This is a genomic window from Aeribacillus sp. JST-2, assembly GCF_056032925.1.
Window position 1 is genome coordinate 1 of sequence record NZ_JBVVUU010000015.1, and the last position, 21,652, is coordinate 21,652.

The following is a 21,652-nucleotide window of genomic DNA, read 5'->3' on the forward strand; positions in this document are numbered from 1 at the left end:
ACCACATTCATAGCGAAAGGAGAGAATGGATAACTTAAATATTATCAATTTGTGTCTTGACAAAGGGGTGCATTACATTTCACTTGTGATTTAGACAGAAATTTAAAACGATACTGAACTTTTTTCTTGTTTGATCCGTATTAAAAGATGAGAGGAGGAAAATACATGACGTTGAAGCTAGAGCAAGTGACGAAAAAATTTGGCGATTTCACCGCTGTGGATAAGCTGTCTTTATCCATTCCGGAAAAAGAAATGTTTGGTTTTTTAGGGGCAAACGGTGCCGGAAAAACGACAACATTTCGCATGATTTTAGGGCTGCTGGCACCAACTGAAGGAACCATTACATGGAATGGAGAAAAAATTGATTATAGCACGAGCCCGTATATCGGATATTTGCCCGAAGAGCGGGGATTGTACCCGAAATTAAAGGTAAAGGATCAGATTGTCTATTTAGCCAGATTAAGAGGGATGAACAAAAAAGATGCGCTGAAGGAGCTGGCAAATTGGCTCGAACGGTTTAAAGTGCCGGAGTACGCTGAAAAAAAAGTCGAAGAGCTGTCGAAAGGAAACCAGCAAAAAATTCAATTTATTGCTGCTGTCATACATAAACCGAAGCTGCTCATCTTGGATGAACCGTTTAGCGGATTGGATCCGGTCAATGTTGAGCAATTGAAAGAGGCTGTCATTGATTTGAAAAATGCCGGTACATCCATTGTGTTTTCCAGCCATCGGATGGAGCACGTTGAGGAATTATGTGAACATTTATGCATATTACATAGGGGAAGCCCTGTAGCTCATGGGTCGCTCAAAGAAATTAAACGTTCCTTTGGCAAAAAAAATCTCGTGATTCATGCGGATTTTGATCTCAATTTCTTGAAGGATTTCCCAGGTGTCGTAAAAGCCAAGACAACAGTTGAAGGGATTCAATTGCAAATTGAAAGAGAAGAGACCGCACAACAATTGTTACAGGAGATTGTCGATAAAGGATTTATTCGCAAATTCCAAATAGAAGAGCCTTCATTACATGATATTTTTATAGAGAAAGTGGGTGCGGCCTATGCATAACTTTTGGACTGTTTTGTTCCACACTTATTTTACCAAACTAAGATCGAAGCAATTTATCATTTCCACGGTTATTACATTGCTTATTATTCTAGTTTTGGGAAACATATCAAAAATTATTGATTTTTTTAATTCTGGTGAAAATCAAGAACGCCTTGCAGTCATTGATCAATCAAATTCTTTATTTGAACCGTTTAAAAAGCAATTAAAAGAAGTTAATCCGGACATTCAATTGCAAAAAACTAATGCTTCCGAAGAAGAGCTGAAAAAGAATGTATTAAATGATGAGATCAAAGGGTATCTCGTTTTATCTTTAAATGATGAAAACCGGCCGATGGCGGTATATAAAGCAGCGTCTCTTGCAGACTCAACCGTTCCAAACGATTTGCAATATGCCCTCCAACAAGTGAGCATGGTATGGACAGCAGGTCAATTGAAATTGACGCAAGAGGAACTGATGAAGCTGAATGCGCCAGTATCTTTTGAAATGGAAGCGTTGAATGCCAACGCAAAAACGGTGGAAGAATTGAATCAAGCGAGAGGTCTCGTATATGTACTTTTATTTGTAATATATTTTGCAGTGATCATGTATGCAAATATGATTGCGATGGAGGTAGCAGTAGAAAAATCTTCTAGAGTGATGGAAATTTTAATTTCCAGTGTTCCTCCTATTACACAAATGTTTGCGAAAATTTTAGGTGTTGCTCTATTGAGTTTAACGCAGCTTGCCTTATGGCTTATTGTCGGCTACGTTTCCATTAAACAGAATTTAGAATCGATGGATGGAGGATTTTTCTCTTTCTTTGGATTCCAAAACACGTCGTTGTCGACCATTCTATATGCAGTCATTTTCTTTATTTTAGGCTATTTATTATATGCGACGATGGCTGCCTTTCTAGGCTCGCTGGTCAGTCGTATAGAAGATGTTCAGCAGTTGATCACTCCGATGATTTTAACGGTTGTGGCGGGCTTTATGCTAGCGATATTTGGTTTGAGCAATCCGGAAGCTTCCTATGTTACGATCACATCATACATTCCGCCGTTTACCCCGATGCTGATGTTTTTGCGGGTTGGAATGCTGGATCTTCCAATTTGGGAGCCGCTTTTAGGAATCGGTTTATTAATAGCATCCATTGCTATATTAGCTGTCTTCGGGGCAAGAGTTTACAAAGGCGGCGTATTGATGTACGGAAAATCCAATGCGCTTAAAGATATTAAAAAAGCTTTGCAGCTATCGAAAAATAAATAAAGAAGACATTACGCAAAATGGTTTTCTTTTGATTTTGAGCAGATAATAATAAACGTAGCAAGCAGCCCGATTCCTATATACTAGGAGTTTGGCTGCTTAATTTTTTGGAAGCTTTGATAATGATGAAAATGAGTCAATTTCTGCGCAGTATTTTTTCTCAACTACCGAAGTTGGGGGATCTCCCTTTTGCATTTTCGATTATTCCTGCAAATATTCGCTTCTTGACGATGTGATTTTTAATAGTAAAGAGAAAATCCCCAGTCAATCAAGACATTTATTGTAATTGAAAGCGGTTTAAAATTTTTTGCAGATGGATGACGGCATCGGAAAGAATAACTGATTCTTTTGCAAGTTCATGAATCCCTTCAATATGTTCCTCCAATGCTGCCGTTGTTTCGTTGACTGTGTTGGTGAAATCATGTGCGATTAAGTTTACATTTTCGATTAAACCTTTTAAATTGTTGCCGTTTTCACGAATGTTTATGACGTTTTCTCGATTATGCTTTAACAGAGAATGAATGTCTGAAAACATTCGCTTAAATGTCTGCATGCTTTCTTTTGTTCCAGATATAGACAAGGAAGCTTGATCAACACTTTCTTCATTTTTTTTGACGGCAGTAACGGCATGAGCTAAATCATTTCTCGTTTCTTCCAACGAAGATAAAATTTTAGCCGCAAAAGAATTTGTATCATCTGCCAGTTTGCTCACTTCTGCAGCTACAATCGCAAAGCCTTTTCCAGATTCACCTGCTCTCGCTGCTTCAATGGAAGCATTTAATGCTAAAAGGTTCGTTTGCTTGGCAATGGCTGTGATCGCAGATGCCATATCCATCGCATGATCCGCTTTTTCGGATACCAATTGGATGAGAGATGTTGCCTGTTTTGTGTCATTTTCAATGTTCCGCATAAGCTGTTCTGTTTTTTCAATCATTTGTTGTCCTTCATCAGCTGAGCGCATCGTTGATTGGGCGTATTGAACAACACGGGCAATTTCCGATTCCATATTGGATACTTCTTCAATCATGGAATTTGCCAGCTCGCGAACTTTTTCAAACGAATCGGTTTGCTGTTTAGAACCTTCGCGGAAAACTTCCATTGTGGCTGCCACTTCATCAAAAATTTCAGATAAACGATGTGCTTCTTTTTTTTGATCTTGACTAACCTTTTTGACCGTTTTTACGGCATTGGAAAACTCCCCTAAAATCGAGCGGATTCCAAAAATGATTTTGTTTATTTCATAACCTATTTGATGAAATTCATTTCGTTTGCCGACAATATCTACCTCAACATGAAGATTGCCTGATGATACCGTCCGTGTTACATTATACCATTGTCTGAGATTGGCAATGAACGATCTATAAACGAAGAAACTGGTGAATGAACTGGCGCCGATGGAAATCAAAAATAATAGAAAGGCTTGGTGGATTGACAGCTGCATCAACAAAGCAGTGATGAGACAAAGGAAACTTGGCAAAAAAGAAAGCAGCGCAAAATTGATTTGCAAGTATGGCTGATGGATTAATCTTCCTAAACGGATATTATAACGTTTCCCTGTGCAGTCTGTAACGAGCGGGCAGCTGGCATCAACTAGGATTTCTCCAGTATCGCGGATATACAGTTGCAAAAGCGGCTCATTTGTTGTTGCAGCTTTTTGACCCACTTCGTCCGAAAACACTCTTCCTTCCCGAAGGCGGTTCGTATGCAGCGGAGAAAAACCTGTCTCATCAACGATTAGAAAATATTCGTCTTGTTTCAGCCTTTCATCGAACAATACTCGAATTTTGTCGAGTTGATCGGTTAGCGGAAGTTGAGAATCTAGTTCTTTTTTCACTAGCTCACTTACATGTATGACTTTTTTTAGCGCCTGTTGGGCAATTTTTCTCTTCATTAAGCGGCTCATTTTACTCCCCTTACTCCCCCCTTACTACAAATGTATACTCAATTGACAGAATTTTCAATAATAATTTTTTAGAGAGAGATCATTTAATTTTCTAGTAAAAAAGGAACAAATGTTCTTATTTTTATAGATTAAATATTTTGTATTTGATATAATGAACATGCAATAGAACGGTAAACTCAAGGGTGGTTGGCATTGACCCCGTTCGGAAAGGGGGTGATGCCGATGACAGTGTTTGAAGCATTAATGTTTGCCATTAGTTTTACAACACTGATTCTTTCGATGCTGTCAAATCCACAAAAAAAATAATCCACCCTTGAGTAGCTAGCAATGGTGGATTATTTCTGCCTGCTGCCGATCCCCTTGAAGGGAACCGTCTGTTGCAAGACCAAAGGTGTTGCCGCACCTTTGGTCTGCTTATTGATCGTTGCTTTTTGCTTTCATTATACATCATCATCCTCCTTCTTGCAAAAGTGAATCACATCGTCGTATTCTTCATATTTTGCTTTCTTTTTTTCTTTTGATTCCCTTTTACATTATTCTGATTGTAAAGTTCTTAAAAAATAAAAATGAAGACAGCATACCATTGTTCAATTTGTATTATGGATAAAAAACAAAAATAAAAAAACATCATTTGATTTACTTAAAGTAAACAAAAACAAAAATGGAGGTTTTTACATGGCAAAAAATTTGTGGGATGCAAAAAAAGCAGAACAATTATCAGAAGGTTTGCCGCAATTGGTTTATCGCTCCAATTTAATAGGATCAGATCGTTCCGTTTGCAACTGGGGCGGTGGAAATACTTCAATGAAAACTATTGAAACCGATTTCCGAGGCCGTGAAATTGAAGTGATGTGGGTAAAAGGAAGCGGCTCTGACTTGGCGACAATGAAAGCCCACCATTTTACAGGATTGCGATTGGATGATATTCGTCCTTTAATCGAACGTGAGGAAATGTCTGATGAAGAAATGGTTGCATATCTTTCCCATTGCATGATTGATCATAAGCATCCTCGTCCATCAATTGAAACATTGCTACATGCATTTCTTCCATTTAAACATGTCGATCACACGCATCCAGATGCCATTATCAGCATTTGCTGTGCAGATAACGGCAAAAAAATTGCAGAGGAAATTTACGGCAATCGGTTTGTATGGGTGCCTTACGTGCGACCGGGATTTACGCTTTCCAAGATGATAGCTGAAGGTGTGAAAAACAACCCCAATGCGGAATTAGTGTTGATGGAAAAACATGGTTTGGTTACTTGGGGTGATACGGCAGAAGCATGTTATGCCAAAACGATCGCTATTATTAATGAAGCTGAAAACTATATTAAAGAATGTATTGATGAAGAAAAAGCGTTTGGAGGGCAACAATATACTTCACTCCCTAAAGAAGAAAGAAAAAACATATTAGGAGAAGTTCTTCCGATCATCCGCGGTGCTGTAAGCGATAAACGAAATATGATTTTGACATGGGACGATGGAGAGGATGTCCTTCAATTTGTCAACAGTCGCCATGCGAAAGAACTTTCGCAAGTCGGAGCTGCTTGTCCAGACCACCTTGTGCATACGAAAAGGGTTCCGTTATATATTGATTGGGATCCGCAAAAAGAAAATCAAGCATCATTAATTGAAAAATTAAAAGCTGGCATTGCTGGATATAAAGAAGAATATAAATCGTATTTTGAACGGAACAAAAATGAAGGGGACAAAATGTTTGAAGCTGCTCCTAGAGTGATCTTAATCCCCGGAATTGGTATGGTGAATACTGGAAAAAACGAAAAAATGTCTAGAATCAGCGGAGCTCTTTATCATCGCGCGATCGCCGTAATGAAAGGAACAGATGCGCTCGGGAAGTTCGTCTCATTAAATGAAAATGAGTCCTATAATGTAGAATATTGGCCGCTTGAGCTTTACAAATTGACGCTTGCTCCGCCAGAAGCGGAATTTTCGCGCAAAGTGGCTTTTGTAACAGGCGGCGCTGGCGGAATCGGAAGTGCGGCATGCAAACGTTTAGCAAGAGAAGGCGCACATGTTGTGATTGCAGATTTGAACTTCGAAGGAGCGCAGCAAAAAGCTGATGAAATTAATGAAACATATGGCGAAAAACGTGCCATTGCCGTCAAAATGGATGTTACCAAAGAAGATGAAGTCCAAGCTGCATTTAAAGAAGCGGCTCTTGCCTTTGGCGGCGTGGATATCATTGTCAACAATGCCGGTTTGGCTACATCAAGCCCGCTTGATGAAACTACATTACAGGAATGGAATCTCAATATGAGCGTACTCGGCACAGGTTACTTCTTAGTAGCGCGCGAAGCATTTAAACAAATGAAAGCACAAGGAATTGGCGGAAATATGGTATTCGTCGGTTCGAAAAACTCTGTTTATGTCAAGGAAGGTGATCAATCATTGAAAACTGTAGACGGTATTCATTCCATCATTGAAAATAACGATCATTTGCAATTGCTGATCGGTTCGGGAATCTATCAATTTGTTTTTCCGAAAAAATAAATCCGGCCAATAAACTTTTTTCAATTTAACAAGGCGTCTATATAGTTTATAGTGTTGCATTCGGGCATTTGCATTTATCAATGATTAGAAAAAAGTGGATCAATTGATGGCAGATCAAAACATTGGAAAACCATAATTTTCACCTATTTTGTAATAACCCCTTGAGTTTTGACTTTCAATAACAAGGTTGGGTAATGAGTTTAACAAGTTCATTCCACTGCTCCCAAGTGCTGAGTACCCGCACTTTTAACATGGTTATGGGAACATCCACCTGTCATATGTTGTTAATCACAAAAGAAGAGTTTGTCGAAGGAATGAGCGGTGTAGTAGAAGATGGAATTATCCCTAGCTATTTACGGATATGAGGCAGACCAGGCTGCTGTTGGAGATATTTTTGCATGGTTTGTAAAAGAGCTTGTGTCGGGTTATGTTGAAAGAGAAGCGAAGGCCAATAATCTATCAATTCATCGATATTTGGAACAAAAAGCAATGTTTAATAGACGGGGATGAAAACTGACATTTAATGACTATTATGTTCTCATTGTTTCCATCGAAAAATGGGATTCAATGCGTGAATATTTTGTGAACAGTATTACTTGGAATCATGCTTATACGTCAATTTCACCCCTAATAATGTTTTTTGGCGAAATTTTCTTTATTCTACAGATTCTAGTATCGTAACTATTTTCGTTTTTTATTTTACTTCAATCATGACGGCATCCCCCTGTCCGCCCCCAGAACAGATTGCGGCAATCCCAATACCTCCTCCACGGCGGCGCAATTCATATGCTAGTGTTAAAAGAATACGTGCACCGCTTGCTCCGATCGGGTGGCCGAGAGCAACAGCTCCGCCATTTACATTCACTTTTTCTGGATCGATGCCGGCAATTTTCATACTAACGAGTGCCACTACTGCGAATGCTTCATTAATTTCAAACAAGTCGATATCATCGACTGATTTTCCCGTTTTCTTCAATAGCTCATGAATGACAAGACCTGGTGTTATTGGAAATTTTTCTGCTTCGACTGCAACTTCCGCATGACCAATAATGGTTGCAAGAACGCTTTTTCCTTCTCTTTTTGCACGTTTATCACTCATCAGTACAAGCGCTGCAGCTCCATCGTTAACTCCAGGTGCGTTACCGGCTGTAATCGTTCCATCTTTATCAAATACAGGAGGCAATTTTGCAAGAGCCTCTTTCGTTGTGTCTTTGCGCGGTGCCTCATCGATATCGACAACTTTCGGGCTGCCTTTACGCTGTGGGACTTCAACTGCAACAATCTCTTCTGCCATCTTTCCTTCTTCGATTGCTGCGATTGCTCTTCTATGACTTCTTACTGTCCAATTGTCCTGTTCTTCCCGCGATATTTCATACTCTTTCGCAATTTTGTTTCCGTACGTTCCCATATGAACACCGGCAAAACTGCAAGACAGACCGTCATGAATCATTAAATCAACCATTTGTGTATTCCCCATTCGCAGCCCCCATCTTGCTTTAGACAATGCATATGGTACGTTTGACATTGACTCCATACCGCCTGCCAAAATGATTTCTTCATCGCCTGCTCGAATCATTTGATCAGCCATTGTTACACTGCGAAGGCCGGATGCACATACTTTATTCACTGTTTCTGTTTTAATGTTCCATGGAATGCCGGCTTCACGAGCTGCTTGACGCGACGGAATCTGCCCCTGGCCAGCCTGCAGAACATTTCCGAAAATGACTTCATTTACTTCTTCAGGTTTTACATCTGCTCGTTTTAATGCCTCTTTCATCGAAATGCCGCCAAGCTGTGAAGCTGTTAATGCAGCAAGCGCCCCGCCAAATTTTCCTATGGGCGTACGTGCACCCTCTAAAATAACTGTTTTTGCCACTCAATTCACCTCCGAGAGTTTAGGGGAAACAGCGAATTTTGCTTCTGTTTTCTCTATCACTTCATCTACTGAAACACCATCCATTGTTTCAACAAGCACCATCCCTTGATCAGTAAAGTCAAACACTGCTAAATCGGTAATCAGTCGATGGACAACCCCTTTACCGGTAAGAGGAAGTGTGCATTTCTTCTTCACTTTCGATTCTCCGCGTTTGTTCAAATGTTCCATAATCACGATAACACGTTTCGCACCGTTTACAAGATCCATTGCTCCGCCCATCCCTTTGACCATTTTCCCTGGAATCATCCAATTGGCCAAATCGCCATTTTCTGATACTTCCATCCCTCCTAAAATAGCAAGATCAATATGACCGCCACGAACCATTGCAAATGATTCGGCACTGTCAAAAAACGAAGCGCCGAGCACTGTCGTAATCGTTTCTTTACCAGCATTGATCAAATCGGGATCTTCTTCCCCTTCAACCGGATAAGGTCCGATGCCTAGCAAGCCATTTTCTGAATGTAATAAGACGTTAAATTCGGACGGAATCTCATTGGCTATAAGTGTTGGCATTCCGATCCCAAGATTGACAATCATTCCTTTATCAATTTCTTTTACTGCACGTTTGACAATCTTTAATCGTCTATTGGTCATCCAGATCACTCCTCTTATTTTGTAACCACTGTTCTGCGCTCAATGCGTTTTTCATAACCCGTTCCGACAAGTAACCGATGAACATATATACATGGTGTATGAATTTCGTCCGGATCGAGTTCACCGGGTTCAACGATTTGTTCTACTTCCGCAATGGTGATTTTACCCGCCATGGCGGCAAGCGGATTAAAATTTCGGGCTGTTTTCCGATACACAAGATTTCCTAAAGTGTCAGCTTTCCACGCTTTTACAAAAGCAAAATCTGCAACGATGGCTTTCTCCAGCAGATAAGTTTTTCCGTTGAACTCTCTTGTTTCTTTTCCTTCTGCGATCGGCGTTCCGACCCCTGTTGCGGTATAAAAAGCCGGAATTCCAGCCCCTCCTGCTCTCATCCGTTCTGCAAGAGTGCCTTGCGGTGTGAGTTCTACTTCTAAATCACCGTTTAAATATTGCTGTTCAAAAGTTTTGTTTTCTCCGACATAGGAAGCAATTATTTTTTTGATTTGTTTGTTTTTCAGAAGTAGACCAAGTCCCCAATCATCAACACCGCAATTGTTGCTGTAAATAGTCAAATTCTTTGTCCCTTTTTCACGTAGAGCTTGAATTGTTTTTTCTGGAATACCACACAACCCAAATCCACCTACAACTATTGATGCTCCATCTTGTATGTCTGAAACCGCTTCCGAAAAGGAATACATGATCTTGTTCATGAAACATCTCCTCCTTTCTGTATCTTATGTAAGAGTTTACATTCCGGATATCTATTAGTAAAATAGATAAAAAGAATACAATTTATTCCAATAAAGAATAAACATAGGAGGGATACTGTGGAATTTCGTGATATTCAATCTTTCATCGATGTTGCAAATCATAACTGCTTTACAAAAGCTGCAGAATATTCCTATTTATCACAGCCTTCATTGAGTAAAGCCGTCAAAAAACTGGAAGACGAGTTACACGTTGAACTCATCGAACGGTCAACTCGTCATCTCCGTTTGACAGATGCAGGGCGAATTGTATATGCCCAAGGAAAAAAATTGATTGCAACGTTGGAAGAAATGAAAATGTTGTTGGATGAACTTTCTAATCTCGCGACAGGGGAGATAAAAATGGGGGTTCCACCTCTCATTGGAACTTTGTTTTTTCCTTCTATTGCTAGGATGTTTCATCAAGACTATCCGAATGTTAAACTTGAACTTGTAGAGCTTGGTGCAAAGGTCATCGAACAATTAGTGGAAGAAGGAGAAATTGACGTTGGTATAGTTGTACTCCCTGTAGATGAATCCGTATTTCATATCCATCCGTTCATTACAGAAGAATTTGTCTTGTTTATTCACAGCGATCACCCATTGGCACAAAAATCAACTGTTTCAGTACATGAATTAAAAGATGAACCTTTCATATTGTTTACAAAAAATTTCAAACTCCACGATTATATTATCAACACATGTAAAAATGCTGGATTTACCCCGATCGTTTCATATGAAAGCTCACAGTGGGATTTAATTCTTGAACTTGTTTCATCAAAACTTGGAATTGCTTTATTGCCTAAAATGATATTTAATAAACAGAACAGTCGACATATTACTATTGTTCCGCTTCAAGATCCGCCTCTTCTTTGGAGACTTGGCATTATAACGAAAAAAGGCAGATACCACTCCTTTGCTTTGAGAAAATTGCTGCAAATGCTCAAAGAAAATCCGTTATGACTTTTCAAAAGAAAATTCGTCCGATGAACAACTTAAAAGTTGTTAACTGTCTTCTATTAAAAATCAACTGTTTTTTTTAACAAATAATTTTTCTGAATATTCAGACCTTAATATATTTTTTCTATTAATACCGATTCCCATCTAAACTAGGAGATAATGAAGAATAAATTTGCTTAGTATTTATAGTTCTTTAAATTGGAGTATGTTTCAGCACATTACCCGTCATACCATTGGAGGATGCATTTCTAAACATTTAAATTTTTTGGGCTGTATTGTTGAAAGGGGTATAGCGAAACAGTTGTAGCGTTTCGCTACAATTCACTTTTTGTCTCTAAAGAAATCATCTTGATTTTTCAATTGTTTGATAATTTTTAATATTGGCACATATTTTGCTAAATAAAAAAGTGAAAACGAAATATATTTTGGATGAAAGAAAGGAGAGAAAAGGATGGAAACAGTTGCAACTCGGAACGCGCAAATACTTGCAATCGATGCAGGGGGAACGATGACAGACACCTTCATTATTGACGACAATGGTGAATTTGTCGTCGGAAAGGCGCAATCCACACCAGAAGATGAATCAATTGGCCTTCTCAATTCTGCAAGAGATGCACTGACTTACTGGAACACGACAGTTGAAGAAGAATTTCCTAAATTACTTGCAGGTGTCTACTCCGGAACCGCGATGCTAAATCGTCTCGTGTCAAGGAAAGGACGGCGGGTCGGTCTGATCGTTAATAAAGGGATGGAGGATTTTCATCGAAGGGCCGGGCGATTCAGGCTTACCTAGGCTATTCCTATTCAGACCGTTTACACTTGAATACTCATCGTTACGATCCTCCACTTGTACCGAGAGAGTTGACAAGAGGCGTAACCGAAAGAGTTGATTTATTTGGAAACGTTGTCATTCCGCTTTATGAACATGAAGTGGAACCTGCAATAATGGATCTTCTAGAACAAGATGTCGAAGCAATTGTCATCAGTTTGCTTCATTCCTACAAGTATCCTCAACATGAGCGGAAAATTAGGGATATTGCAAAAGAAGTGATGAAGAAAGCTGGAAAAGAAGTGCCTGTGTTTGCCTCGGTTGATTATTATCCCGTTCGAAAAGAGTCTCATCGAACAAATACAACCATTATTGAAGCATATGCAGCAGACCCGTCTCGGGAGACATTGTCCAAAATCGATAACATGCTAAGAAATCACGGGGCTAAATTTGATCTTCGGGTCATGGCCAGCCACGGTGGAACGATTAGTACACGCGCAAATGAACTGGCAAGAACGCTCGTTTCAGGTCCAATCGGTGGAGTAGTTGGCGCAAAATATCTTGGTGAACAACTCGGTATTCGAAATATTGCATGCTCGGATATCGGCGGGACAAGTTTTGATATGGCGCTTATTACTCAAGGAGATTTGAGTATTAATACAAGCCCGGATATGGCAAGGCTAGTTCTATCGTTGCCGCTTGTTTCTATGGATACTGTTGGAGCAGGAGCCGGCAGCTTTGTAAGAGTCGACCCGAACTTCAAATCATTGACACTTGGACCGGACAGCGCAGGTTCAAGAGTCGGGGTCTGTTATCCAGAAGGCGGCATCGAAACGGTAACAGTAACAGACTGCCATGTTGTCCTTGGATTAATCAATCCGAATAATTTCCTTGGCGGTGAGGTCAAGCTTTATCCGGAGAGAGCTTATAAGGCGCTTAAGAAACAGATTGCCGATCCGCTTGGATTATCCGTTGAAGACGCAGCATATGGTGTTATCGACCTGCTAGAGTCACAACTGCGCAACTACCTTGAATCCATGATTCTTGGAAAAGGGTATTCACCATCCCAATATGTATGCTTCTCTTATGGGGGCGGCGGCCCGCTTCATACTGCCGGCTACACTAAAGGTCTTGGATTTGAAGATGTTCTGGTACCGGCATGGGCAGCTGGATTTTCAGCTTTTGGCTGCGGTGCGGCAGATTTTGAATACCGCTATGATAAAACACTCGATATCAATGTAAACAACGATGATCAAGACGACAGTAAATTGAAGGCCGGTAAAGAATTGCAAGATGCTTGGGATGAGCTAATAGAAAAAGTGGCCGCTGAATTTGAGAAAAATAACTTTATAAGAGAAGATGTAAATTTCCGTCTTTATTTCCGCATGCAGTACCAAGGTCAGCTAAACGACCTTGAAATTGAATCGCCGATTAAAAGGTTTCATAATGTTAGCGACTGGGAGGCGCTTGTAAAAGCATTTGAAGACACCTACACGAGAATTTACGCAAAAGCGGCCAAATCGCCTGAACTCGGTTACAGCATAACAGGAGCAATCGTACGCGGTATTGTTGAAGTGGCAAAGCCGAAAATTCCTGAGGAGCCCTTATCTGGAGAAACTCCGCCGTCAGAAGCGTTTCTTGGACAGCGTGATGTGTACTGGAAAGGAGAATGGATCAAAGCAAACATTTGGGAAATGGAAAAATTGAAGCCAGGCAACAAAATCGGAGCATTTTCAATTTTAGAATCTCCAGCCACAACGTTTGTGATTCCGCCTGGTTTTGAAACATATCTCGATGAGCATCGCATTTTCCACTTAAAAGAACTTTAAGGAAAAAGGAGGGTATATTTTCATGACGATTACTGAAAAAACGATACAAAATCGGAAAAATATTGGTTGGCACGGAAAAACACTTAAACAAATGCGCAAAGAAATTGATGAAATCAGCCGTGAGACAGGACATTACGCAGGTTTAAAAACATTGCCATTAAAAGAGGCATATCCAATCCGCTATGAAAAGATCTTTTCAAAATTGCGGGGAGGGGTTGTGCATGCGAGGGAAACGGCCAAAAGAGTGGCGGCCTCGCCGATTGTAGAGCAAGAAGGAGAATTATGCTTCACTTTATACACTCCTGAAGGAGATTCGATTGTAACTTCTACGGGAATTATCATTCACGTCGGGACGATGGGCGCGGCAATTAAATACATGATTAAAAACGATTATGAATTGAATCCGGGAATTGAAGACGGAGATATTTTCTGTAACAATGATTGCCAGATCGGAAATGTCCATCCATGTGACGTTCATACCATTGTCCCAATCTTTTACGAGGGTGAACTGATTGGTTGGGTTGGCGGAGTTACCCACGTAATCGATGTAGGAGCAACAGCGCCCGGAAGTATGACCGTTGGACCGGTTAGTCGTTATGATGACGGATATCAAGTGGCCTGCCGTAAAATTGGTAAAAACGATACGCTCTTAAAAGATTGGCTCATTGAAAGCCAGCGTTCTGTCCGAACAACAAAGTACTGGCTTCTTGACGAAAGGACTCGCGTTGCCGGCTGTCATATGATTAGAGATCTTGTCCTTGATATTATCAAGGAGGAAGGTGTCGATACTTATAAACAATTTATCCGCGAAGTCATTGAGGATGGACGGCGCGGTTTTGTCAATCAAGTAAAAACGTTGCTGATTCCGGGCAAATACCGCCAAGTTTCATTTGTGGACGTACCCTATAAAAACCTAGATGTTCCTCCTTACGCTCGTGTGAACACGATAATGCATGCACCGACAGAACTGACTGTTCACAAAGATGGCAAATTCCAAATCGACTTTGAAGGCGTTAACAGATGGGGTTGGCATAGCTACAATGCTACACCTGTTTCGATTACGAGCGGAATATGGGTCATGATGTCGCAAACGCTCATCCCGAACGATCGGGTTAATGACGGAGCTTATTATGCGAGCCGGTTCGACTTGCCATACGGTTCATGGCTAAATCCGGACGATATTCGGACTGCTCACAGCTATGCATGGCACTTCCTTGTGTCTGCGTGGAGTCCGTTATGGCGTGCACTTAGCCGCAACTACTTTGCCCGAGGGTATTTAGAAGAAGTTAATGCCGGAAATGCCAACACTTCTAACTGGCTGCAAGGTGGCGGGTATAACCAATTTAACGAAAATCATGCCGTTAACAGCTTCGAGTCAGCAGCCGAAGGTGTCGGAGCGAGTGCGGTAAGAGACGGTATTAACCATGCGGCAGCCATCTGGAACCCTGAAGGCGATATGGGGGATATGGAAATTTGGGAGCTCGCAGAACCGCTTCTTTATTTGGGGAAGCATAAAACCAAATACAGCAGGGTATGGAAAATACCGGGGAGGCAGCGGCTACGAGACTTTACGGATGGTATATGGTGCAAAAGACTGGACAATGTTCTTTATGGGAAATGGCTATATGTCAAGTGACTGCGGTTTAATGGGAGGCTATCCAGCAGCTTCAGGCTATCGTTTTGAAGCACATGGAACTAACTTGAAAGAACGGATCGAAAAAAGGCTGCCAATCCCAACTGGGGGAGATAGCGATCCGGATAATCCGGTCTATGAAAGTTTAATGCAAGCAAACGAAATTATCCGTGACAAGCAATCCATTACAACTGAAACCATTTTTGAGAATTACGATCTTTATTTAAATTACCTTCGTGGGGGTCCTGGTTTTGGGGATCCGCTTGAGCGCAAGCCGAAAATGATTGAGGATGATTTAAATGAAGGACTGCTGCTACCGCGTTATGCTGAAAGCGTATACGGTGCAATTGTGAGCAAAAATGAAAAAGGCAAGTATATCGTTGATGAAAAAGCGACAGAAAAACGGCGCAAAAAAATGAGAAAAGAGCGGCTTAAGCGCGGGGTTCCGGTCAAGGAATGGATGAAACAAGAGAGAAAAAAAATTCTCAACAAAGAAGCGGCTGTGCAGGTCCGCCATATGTATGCCAGCAGTTTTGCTTTAAGTGAAAAATTTTTGAATGAGTTTAAACAATTTTGGAATCTACCGAAAGAATGGTATTTATCAGAAGAAGAATTAGGGGTGCCGACATTCGGTGCCAAAATAAATCTTCAGAAAAAATCGGGGTGAGAACATGGCACAATATGATCGCAAGACGATTCAAGAGTTGATTGACGGAACGATTGATTTTTACAAATTAAAAGAAATGCTTTCAAATTTCAAGGATTCTGACCGATTTGACAAGTATATCAGCATACTGCAGGAAAGAGTTCCATGGGATGATCCTATTTTGTTGCCGGCCGGACTTCACCTTTACATCGTTCAGAAACCAAATGGCAAACGAATCGTAAAGTGTGATTGCGGACATGAATTTTGTGAGGCAAGTGACAACTGGAAACTTCATGCGCTTGTACACGTTCGTGATACAGAGGAAAAAATGGTGGAGCTATATCCGAAACTGCTTGCCCCAGATCCGGAGTGGCAGGTTATACGTGAATACTATTGCCCAAATTGTGCAAGTCAACTGGAGGTAGAAGCTGTAACACCTTGGTATCCAATCTTAAAAGATTTTGAACCAGATATTGATGCATTTTACAATGAATGGCTAAAGCGCCCAATATCTCAAGTGAAATAAAACATTCAAACGGGAGGCCGTTTCTAATTAAGGATTGACACCATTTTACTACATGTGGATAACCTGGTGTTCATAAGCACAAAGGTTATCCACTTTTTATTCATAACATCTTGCAGTGTTATTGATAAAAACGATAGTAAATTGTCGCATTATTTCAGAGATAATGTTCCATAAAATAAGAAGATTATTTTTCTTCATGTTTTTAAGGATAAGCCGTTCGGATCCCATTGCCGGACTTTCCAAATCATCGACCGCCTTGTTCTCATGCATCCTTACTCGAAAAAGAGCGTTAAACGGACATCATTTATGTGGAATTGATTCAGAAGCTCTAACAAACTTGATCTTGGTACTTGATATATTCAAGTAAATGGGTTAATAATTGAGGTAACACTTGTCACTTCCTTGCTTAGGTATTTGGTATGTGATCCCTCACTATTAGCCTAAATCAACGGGGGTGGGAAGTTTTTTGCATATAAAACCCCCTATCAAGGTATTTTATAGCCTTTTTTTGATTTTTCAAAAAAGTCTTAATAAGACGTTCAAGAGGAGGGGGGAGTACATGGGGAAAGACATGAGTAATCCTTATATATCGATCTTCTCTACGCATAATTTACCAGATAAAAAAAGAGATTTGGAAGTTTTATGGGAAATGTTTGTGGCAAGTTCGTGGGAAGATAAAATAGCGGGTAAAATACGAAAAAATGTTTTAGATTCTTGGAGTCGCTGTCAAGAAACCGGCGTTGATCCGAGGCAATTGCAAACGAAGGCAGCTTTAACAGAATACGATTTAAATCATCTATTAAAAGAATCTGAGCTATATCAAGTTGCAAGACCGATTATTGAAAATTTATTTTATAAGATGAAAGGAACCGGTTATCTTGTAACATTGGCCGATGAAAACGGTCGTATTATTTATTTGAGAGGCGAACCACATGTTTTGCGGGCAGCGGAAAAAATGAATTTCGCAGTTGGTATGGACTGGAGCGAAAATGCCGCAGGCACAAATGCGATTGGAACGTGTATCGTCACCCAAAATCCCATTCAAATTTTTTCTGCAGAACACTTTTGTCAAGGATGCCATCCATGGACATGTTCTTCAGCTCCTATCACTCATCCCTTCACACATGAGATAATCGGTGCCATCGATTTTACAGGATTTTGGGAAAATGCCCAACCTCATACACTAGGTTTAGCAGTATCCATTGCACAAGTTATTGAAAAACAGCTGGCACACGTCTATATGAAAGTGAATAGCTATTTAACAGATTATTTTTTTCAAAATGCAAATAAATGGAGAAACGATCACGTTCTTGTACTTAACCATGCCTTTTTTGTTGTGAAAAGCAGTGAAAAATTAATGGAATTTTTTAATCTGAAACATGCAGAAGACTTGAGGCTGAATTCTGATTTTCTCCCTCTAATCAATGAAATTAAAAAAATGACCGATTTTATTGACCAGAACTACTGTTCTAGCGATTTGATGGTCCGAGATTTTAAAGTTCTCGCAATAGAGAGGATTCATTTTAAGGGGAAAGTTGCTGGATATATGGTAGTGTTGAAGGATAACAAAAAGGCGTTCCGTACCACTGCTCGACACATTCTCAATGATAAACCATGGAATGATGTTATCGGAATATCAGATTTATTCTTAACAGCACTAAACAAATGTTATAAAGCTGCTCCTTCAAATGTTCCGATTCTTCTGTTGGGAGAAAGCGGCACAGGAAAAGAGAAAATCGCAAAATCAATACATAAATCCAGTCATAGATGTGATAAACCTTTTTTGGCAATAAACTGTGGCGCAATTCCAAAAGAATTGATTGGAAGTGAACTGTTCGGGTATGAAAGTGGAACTTTTACCGGAGGTTCGAAAGAAGGAAAGAAAGGAAAATTTGAGGAAGCAAACGGGGGTACCTTGTTTTTAGATGAAATCGGTGAGATGCCGCTCGATCTGCAAGTCCATTTGCTTAGGGTACTGCAAGAAAAAGAGATTATGAGGTTGGGTTCATCCCAAACTATTCCAATAAATGTTAGAATTATTGCCGCAACGAATAAGAACTTATATGCTTTATGTAAGGAAGGGCTTTTTCGCGAGGATTTATTTTTTAGGCTTAATGTTGTTACAGTTAATATTCCTCCTCTTCGTGAGCGAAAGGAAGATATCCCTCTGATTGCCGATTACTTTTTAAAACAATTTGCTAAAAAATATGCAAGAGAATCTCTTTCGCTTGCGGAAGAAACTCGTAATTACTTTTTAGAATATACATGGCCAGGCAACATAAGAGAAATGCAAAACGTGATTGAGTATGCCGTCATATTTAGTGATTCTCCAGTTATTAAGTTAGAAGACTTGCCGGCATACTTAATTGAAAACAGGATGTGTCACTCCATCAACAATCAACAAAAGGATCTATCACTAATAGAAGTTGAAGAACAAAAAGTGCTTGTCAGGCTTTTAGAGGAAACAGGCTGGAATTTATCAGCTGTCGCCAAAAAAATGAATATTGCAAGATCCACTCTTTATCGGAAGCTAAAGAAATATCAGCTAAAACAAAAATAAGTCATATCTCGCAGCTGTTTTTTTAATCCTTGTATAAAATACTTAAACGAAAATCAAATCAAATTCATATAAATTAATCGCATGAAATATTTTTGAACAAAGGAACGCTAGGGCTGGCGCTCTTTTTTTACCCAGTCGCAATCAGAAATTGGATTTAGATGATGATTGGCTGATGAATGAAACTTAGCAGATCATCAAACAACCTTAAGCGATCATATCTCCCTCATTTCTTCCATACATTGAAATAAAAAGAAATTATGGGAGGTAGGTTATGCAATTTTATTACGGCCAACAAATGCCGCTTCGGATATTGGATGAAGCGGAGTTTTGGAAACATCAAGAGGAAGAGCATACTGTTGTCATTCGAGAGCTTGTGGCAAATTTAGAACAAAACTATGTAGACGCCTTGTTAAATTGGGAAGAAGAGTTGTCGAAGACGCATCAAAAAGTGGTGCGCTATATTGAGTCCGTCATACGCTCCCCTTACTATATTCCTTCCGAGCTTTATCAGCGGGTATTGAATTTGGTGTCTTTTTGTTTAAAGCAAAGTCTTGATTTTATTAAATTATGCCGGCAAATTAAAACGGAAAGTGCAGCGGTTCGGAAAAATCCGACGGCAAAAGTTGTATTGAATCATATCATCCGCGAATCAGAATATTTTGTTGGCATAGCGCAAGTGCTGTTATATGGAAACCGTTAAAAAATGATTGTTTCCGTCAGAAGCAAATGCTGCTGTGCCGATACCGTTCAAGTCTTTACAGATACAAAATAAATCTTTTTGCCAAGAGTCTTTTCTTTTTCGAAAAGGCTTTTTCTTTTTGAAAGCCATTGACATTCTTTCACGGTTTCAGTAGGTTGATAGTAGATTGCAAAGGGTGGGATGGGTGTGAAAGCTTTTTTATTGCGAATATTCGTTTTTGCTGTTTTATGGTCGTACTTTTTATACTCATCTTTTTTTCACCATTCAGCACATCTCGCCTTATTGGTATTTTTAAGCGCTTGTGCCATTGGCTGCTATTTCTTTCTGCCTGTTGTCCAACATCCGCTTCCGTTGTATATCATCGTCGATCTCTTCATTTTGTTCTCGGGGTGGCTTCAGTCTGATGCAGACCAACATGCTTCTCTTTTATTAATTTTATACCTTTATACCGAAGCGATTTTTCAGTTGAAAAAGCAGCTCTTTCGTTGGTTTACCGTCTTTCATGTTGTGGTTTCGATATTGATCGCTTTCTTTCTGCCCAATGCTTTTGAGTGGCTGATGGCGTTTGCCATGTTTTCTTTCATTTCTGCTGTTTTAAATGAATATATTTTTGAAAGGAAAGAACAAAGGGAACTGTATGAACAATTATTGGGAGAATATAGAAGATTAAAGCGTATCAGCTATGAAAACGAGCGGTCGGCCAGACTGGAAGAACGAACGAAAATTGCCCGTGACATCCATGATTCGGTTGGACATAAATTAACGGCATTGCTGATGCAGCTGGAGATGCTTTCGATAAAAGAAAGAAAGAAGGAATACGAAGAATTAAAAGCTTTGGTCCGCGAAAGTTTAGAAGAAACGAGACATGCTGTAAGGGCATTGAAAATGGATGAAAGTGAAGGGATTTCGTCAGTGCTCCAGCTTATTCGCAAATTAGAATCGGAAAGTCATATTATGGTGCATTTTACGACAAAACAAGGGGTATTGTCGGCTCGTCTTACCAATCTCCAAAATATCGTTTTGTACCGGGTCATCCAAGAGGCGCTCACGAATGCGATGAGGCATGCACAATCAAGGGAAGTGTATATCATATTGGGGAAAAACGCGATCGGCGACCTGGAATTTTCGATAAAAAACCGAATCTTTAATGCGAAACCGTTTCAAATCGGTTTCGGGTTAACGAATATGAAAGAGCGTGTTGAAGAAGCTGGAGGGAATTTGAATATATTTCAAACAAATGATGAGTTTGTTGTTCATGGGACTTTGCCAATAAAGGAGTATGAATGATGACCATCCGGATTTTACTTGTAGAAGACCAAGCAATTGTCCGCCAAGGCTTGAAAATGATGATCGAACAGGACGAGCAATTAAAGGTCGTTGCCGAAGCTGAGCATGGGTTAAAAGCAATCGAACTAATGGAAAAGACGATTGTAGACCTGATATTAATGGATATTCGCATGCCAGTTATGAACGGGGTGGAAGCGACCAAAAAAATAAAAGAGCGCTGGCCTGATGCAAAAATTCTTATTTTAACAACGTTTAATGATGAGGAATACGCCGTACAGACGTTAAAAGACGGGGCGAGCGGTTTTTTGCTGAAGACATCTGAACCGGCTAAGCTGATCGATGCGATACACAGCTGCATGAAAGGCGGAATGTCTATTCATGAGGAAGTTGCTGCGAAAATGGTTCCGAAGCTGCTGGAAAAACCAAAAAAAGAGAGGGTGACTGTGCCTTTAACACCCCGGGAGTTAGCGATTGTGAAACTTGTCGGCGAAGGAAAAACGAACAAAGAAATTGCGGCTGAACTCCACTTGTCAATCGGAACTGTCAAAAACCATATGACGCAAATTTTAAATAAACTTGGGCTGCGGGATAGAACACAGCTCGCCATCTATGCCATAAAACATGAAATCTGTCCATAAGTTGATAGAGGCTGACGTTTCGTCAGTCTTTTTTTATGCAAAGATTCTGATTCACTTTGTTGTTAGGTGAGATCATGAAAAAACTTCAACTCGAATTTTATATTGA

12 protein-coding genes and 4 pseudogenes are annotated in these 21,652 nt (G+C 40.0%); 12 read left to right on the forward strand and 4 right to left on the reverse strand.

Annotated elements, in window-relative coordinates:
• Nucleotides 1–165: 165 nt before the first annotated feature.
• Nucleotides 166–1,065: an ABC transporter ATP-binding protein gene (locus AC0KTX_RS09475; RefSeq protein ID WP_474251965.1), complete on the forward strand. Its 900-nt coding sequence runs from the start codon at nucleotides 166–168 to the stop codon at nucleotides 1,063–1,065.
• Nucleotides 1,058–2,311 carry an ABC transporter permease gene (locus AC0KTX_RS09480; protein ID WP_063389255.1) on the forward strand — a complete coding sequence of 418 codons (1,254 nt, stop codon included), beginning with the start codon at nucleotides 1,058–1,060 and terminating at the stop codon, nucleotides 2,309–2,311. The genes AC0KTX_RS09475 and AC0KTX_RS09480 overlap by 8 nt, the downstream gene beginning before the upstream one ends.
• Before the next feature lie 274 nt (nucleotides 2,312–2,585).
• On the opposite strand, the gene AC0KTX_RS09485 is transcribed toward AC0KTX_RS09480, so the two are convergent.
• The gene (locus tag AC0KTX_RS09485; protein ID WP_474251966.1) at nucleotides 2,586–4,211 is read right to left on the reverse strand and encodes a methyl-accepting chemotaxis protein; all 1,626 of its coding nucleotides are present in this window, start codon (nucleotides 4,209–4,211) and stop codon (nucleotides 2,586–2,588) included.
• Nucleotides 4,212–4,886: 675 nt separating this feature from the next.
• Between AC0KTX_RS09485 and AC0KTX_RS09490 the strand changes: the two are divergent.
• Together AC0KTX_RS09490 and AC0KTX_RS09495 are read left to right on the forward strand one after the other, a co-directional pair.
• A pseudogene (locus tag AC0KTX_RS09490) lies at nucleotides 4,887–6,647 on the forward strand (bifunctional aldolase/short-chain dehydrogenase); the annotation flags it as partial.
• A 326-nt stretch (nucleotides 6,648–6,973) separates the two neighbouring features.
• Nucleotides 6,974–7,229: pseudogene (locus AC0KTX_RS09495) on the forward strand (FGGY-family carbohydrate kinase); the annotation flags it as partial.
• A gap of 187 nt (nucleotides 7,230–7,416) precedes the next feature.
• Here the strand turns inward: AC0KTX_RS09495 and AC0KTX_RS09500 are convergent.
• Genes AC0KTX_RS09500 through AC0KTX_RS09510 form a run of 3 tightly spaced genes read right to left on the reverse strand, consistent with a single transcriptional unit; the run spans nucleotide 7,417 to nucleotide 9,962 of the window.
• Nucleotides 7,417–8,598, reverse strand: coding sequence for an acetyl-CoA C-acetyltransferase (locus AC0KTX_RS09500; protein ID WP_474251967.1), 1,182 nt, complete (start codon nucleotides 8,596–8,598; stop codon nucleotides 7,417–7,419).
• On the reverse strand, nucleotides 8,599–9,252 hold the full coding sequence (locus AC0KTX_RS09505) for a 3-oxoacid CoA-transferase subunit B (protein WP_474251968.1): 654 nt from the start codon (nucleotides 9,250–9,252) through the stop codon (nucleotides 8,599–8,601).
• A gap of 14 nt (nucleotides 9,253–9,266) precedes the next feature.
• Complete coding sequence (locus tag AC0KTX_RS09510; protein WP_474251969.1) at nucleotides 9,267–9,962, reverse strand: CoA transferase subunit A; 696 nt, start codon at nucleotides 9,960–9,962, stop codon at nucleotides 9,267–9,269.
• 117 nt (nucleotides 9,963–10,079) lie between these two features.
• Here AC0KTX_RS09510 and AC0KTX_RS09515 point away from each other — a divergent pair, with 117 nt between their 5' ends.
• The 8 genes and pseudogenes from AC0KTX_RS09515 to AC0KTX_RS09550 all read left to right on the forward strand — a co-directional run bounded on the left by AC0KTX_RS09515 (nucleotide 10,080) and on the right by AC0KTX_RS09550 (nucleotide 21,546).
• Nucleotides 10,080–10,961 (forward strand): LysR family transcriptional regulator, encoded by an 882-nt coding sequence (locus AC0KTX_RS09515; RefSeq protein ID WP_474251970.1) that lies wholly within the window; start codon nucleotides 10,080–10,082, stop codon nucleotides 10,959–10,961.
• Nucleotides 10,962–11,409: 448 nt separating this feature from the next.
• Nucleotides 11,410–13,556, forward strand: a pseudogene (locus tag AC0KTX_RS09520) (hydantoinase/oxoprolinase family protein).
• A 22-nt stretch (nucleotides 13,557–13,578) separates the two neighbouring features.
• Nucleotides 13,579–15,856 (forward strand): annotated as a pseudogene (locus tag AC0KTX_RS09525) (hydantoinase B/oxoprolinase family protein).
• A gap of 4 nt (nucleotides 15,857–15,860) precedes the next feature.
• Nucleotides 15,861–16,361 (forward strand): acetone carboxylase subunit gamma, encoded by a 501-nt coding sequence (locus tag AC0KTX_RS09530; protein WP_474251971.1) that lies wholly within the window; start codon nucleotides 15,861–15,863, stop codon nucleotides 16,359–16,361.
• A 559-nt stretch (nucleotides 16,362–16,920) separates the two neighbouring features.
• Nucleotides 16,921–18,921 (forward strand): sigma-54-dependent Fis family transcriptional regulator, encoded by a 2,001-nt coding sequence (locus AC0KTX_RS09535; RefSeq protein WP_474251972.1) that lies wholly within the window; start codon nucleotides 16,921–16,923, stop codon nucleotides 18,919–18,921.
• Between the two features lie 271 nt (nucleotides 18,922–19,192).
• Nucleotides 19,193–19,621, forward strand: a complete 429-nt coding sequence (locus AC0KTX_RS09540) for a DUF2935 domain-containing protein (RefSeq protein ID WP_474251973.1) — start codon at nucleotides 19,193–19,195, stop codon at nucleotides 19,619–19,621.
• A 186-nt stretch (nucleotides 19,622–19,807) separates the two neighbouring features.
• A complete protein-coding gene (locus AC0KTX_RS09545) occupies nucleotides 19,808–20,908 on the forward strand; it encodes a sensor histidine kinase (RefSeq protein ID WP_474251974.1) in 1,101 nt (366 codons plus the stop codon).
• Entirely contained in the window at nucleotides 20,908–21,546 is a 639-nt protein-coding gene (locus AC0KTX_RS09550) for a response regulator (RefSeq protein WP_474251975.1), read from the forward strand. The genes AC0KTX_RS09545 and AC0KTX_RS09550 overlap by 1 nt, the downstream gene beginning before the upstream one ends.
• Nucleotides 21,547–21,652: the final 106 nt, after the last annotated feature.

Excerpts from the sequence above, each read along its gene's own strand:
- AC0KTX_RS09550 (WP_474251975.1), top strand. The coding sequence starts at position 20,908 with ATGACCATCCGGATTTTACTTGTAGAAGACCAAGCAATTGTCCGCCAA.
- AC0KTX_RS09535 (WP_474251972.1), top strand. The coding sequence starts at position 16,921 with ATGGGGAAAGACATGAGTAATCCTTATATATCGATCTTCTCTACGCAT.
- AC0KTX_RS09540 (WP_474251973.1), top strand. The coding sequence starts at position 19,193 with ATGCAATTTTATTACGGCCAACAAATGCCGCTTCGGATATTGGATGAA.
- AC0KTX_RS09510 (WP_474251969.1), bottom strand. The coding sequence starts at position 9,962 with ATGAACAAGATCATGTATTCCTTTTCGGAAGCGGTTTCAGACATACAA.
- AC0KTX_RS09505 (WP_474251968.1), bottom strand. The coding sequence starts at position 9,252 with ATGACCAATAGACGATTAAAGATTGTCAAACGTGCAGTAAAAGAAATT.
- AC0KTX_RS09480 (WP_063389255.1), top strand. The coding sequence starts at position 1,058 with ATGCATAACTTTTGGACTGTTTTGTTCCACACTTATTTTACCAAACTA.
- AC0KTX_RS09485 (WP_474251966.1), bottom strand. The coding sequence starts at position 4,211 with ATGAGCCGCTTAATGAAGAGAAAAATTGCCCAACAGGCGCTAAAAAAA.
- AC0KTX_RS09475 (WP_474251965.1), top strand. The coding sequence starts at position 166 with ATGACGTTGAAGCTAGAGCAAGTGACGAAAAAATTTGGCGATTTCACC.
- AC0KTX_RS09530 (WP_474251971.1), top strand. The coding sequence starts at position 15,861 with ATGGCACAATATGATCGCAAGACGATTCAAGAGTTGATTGACGGAACG.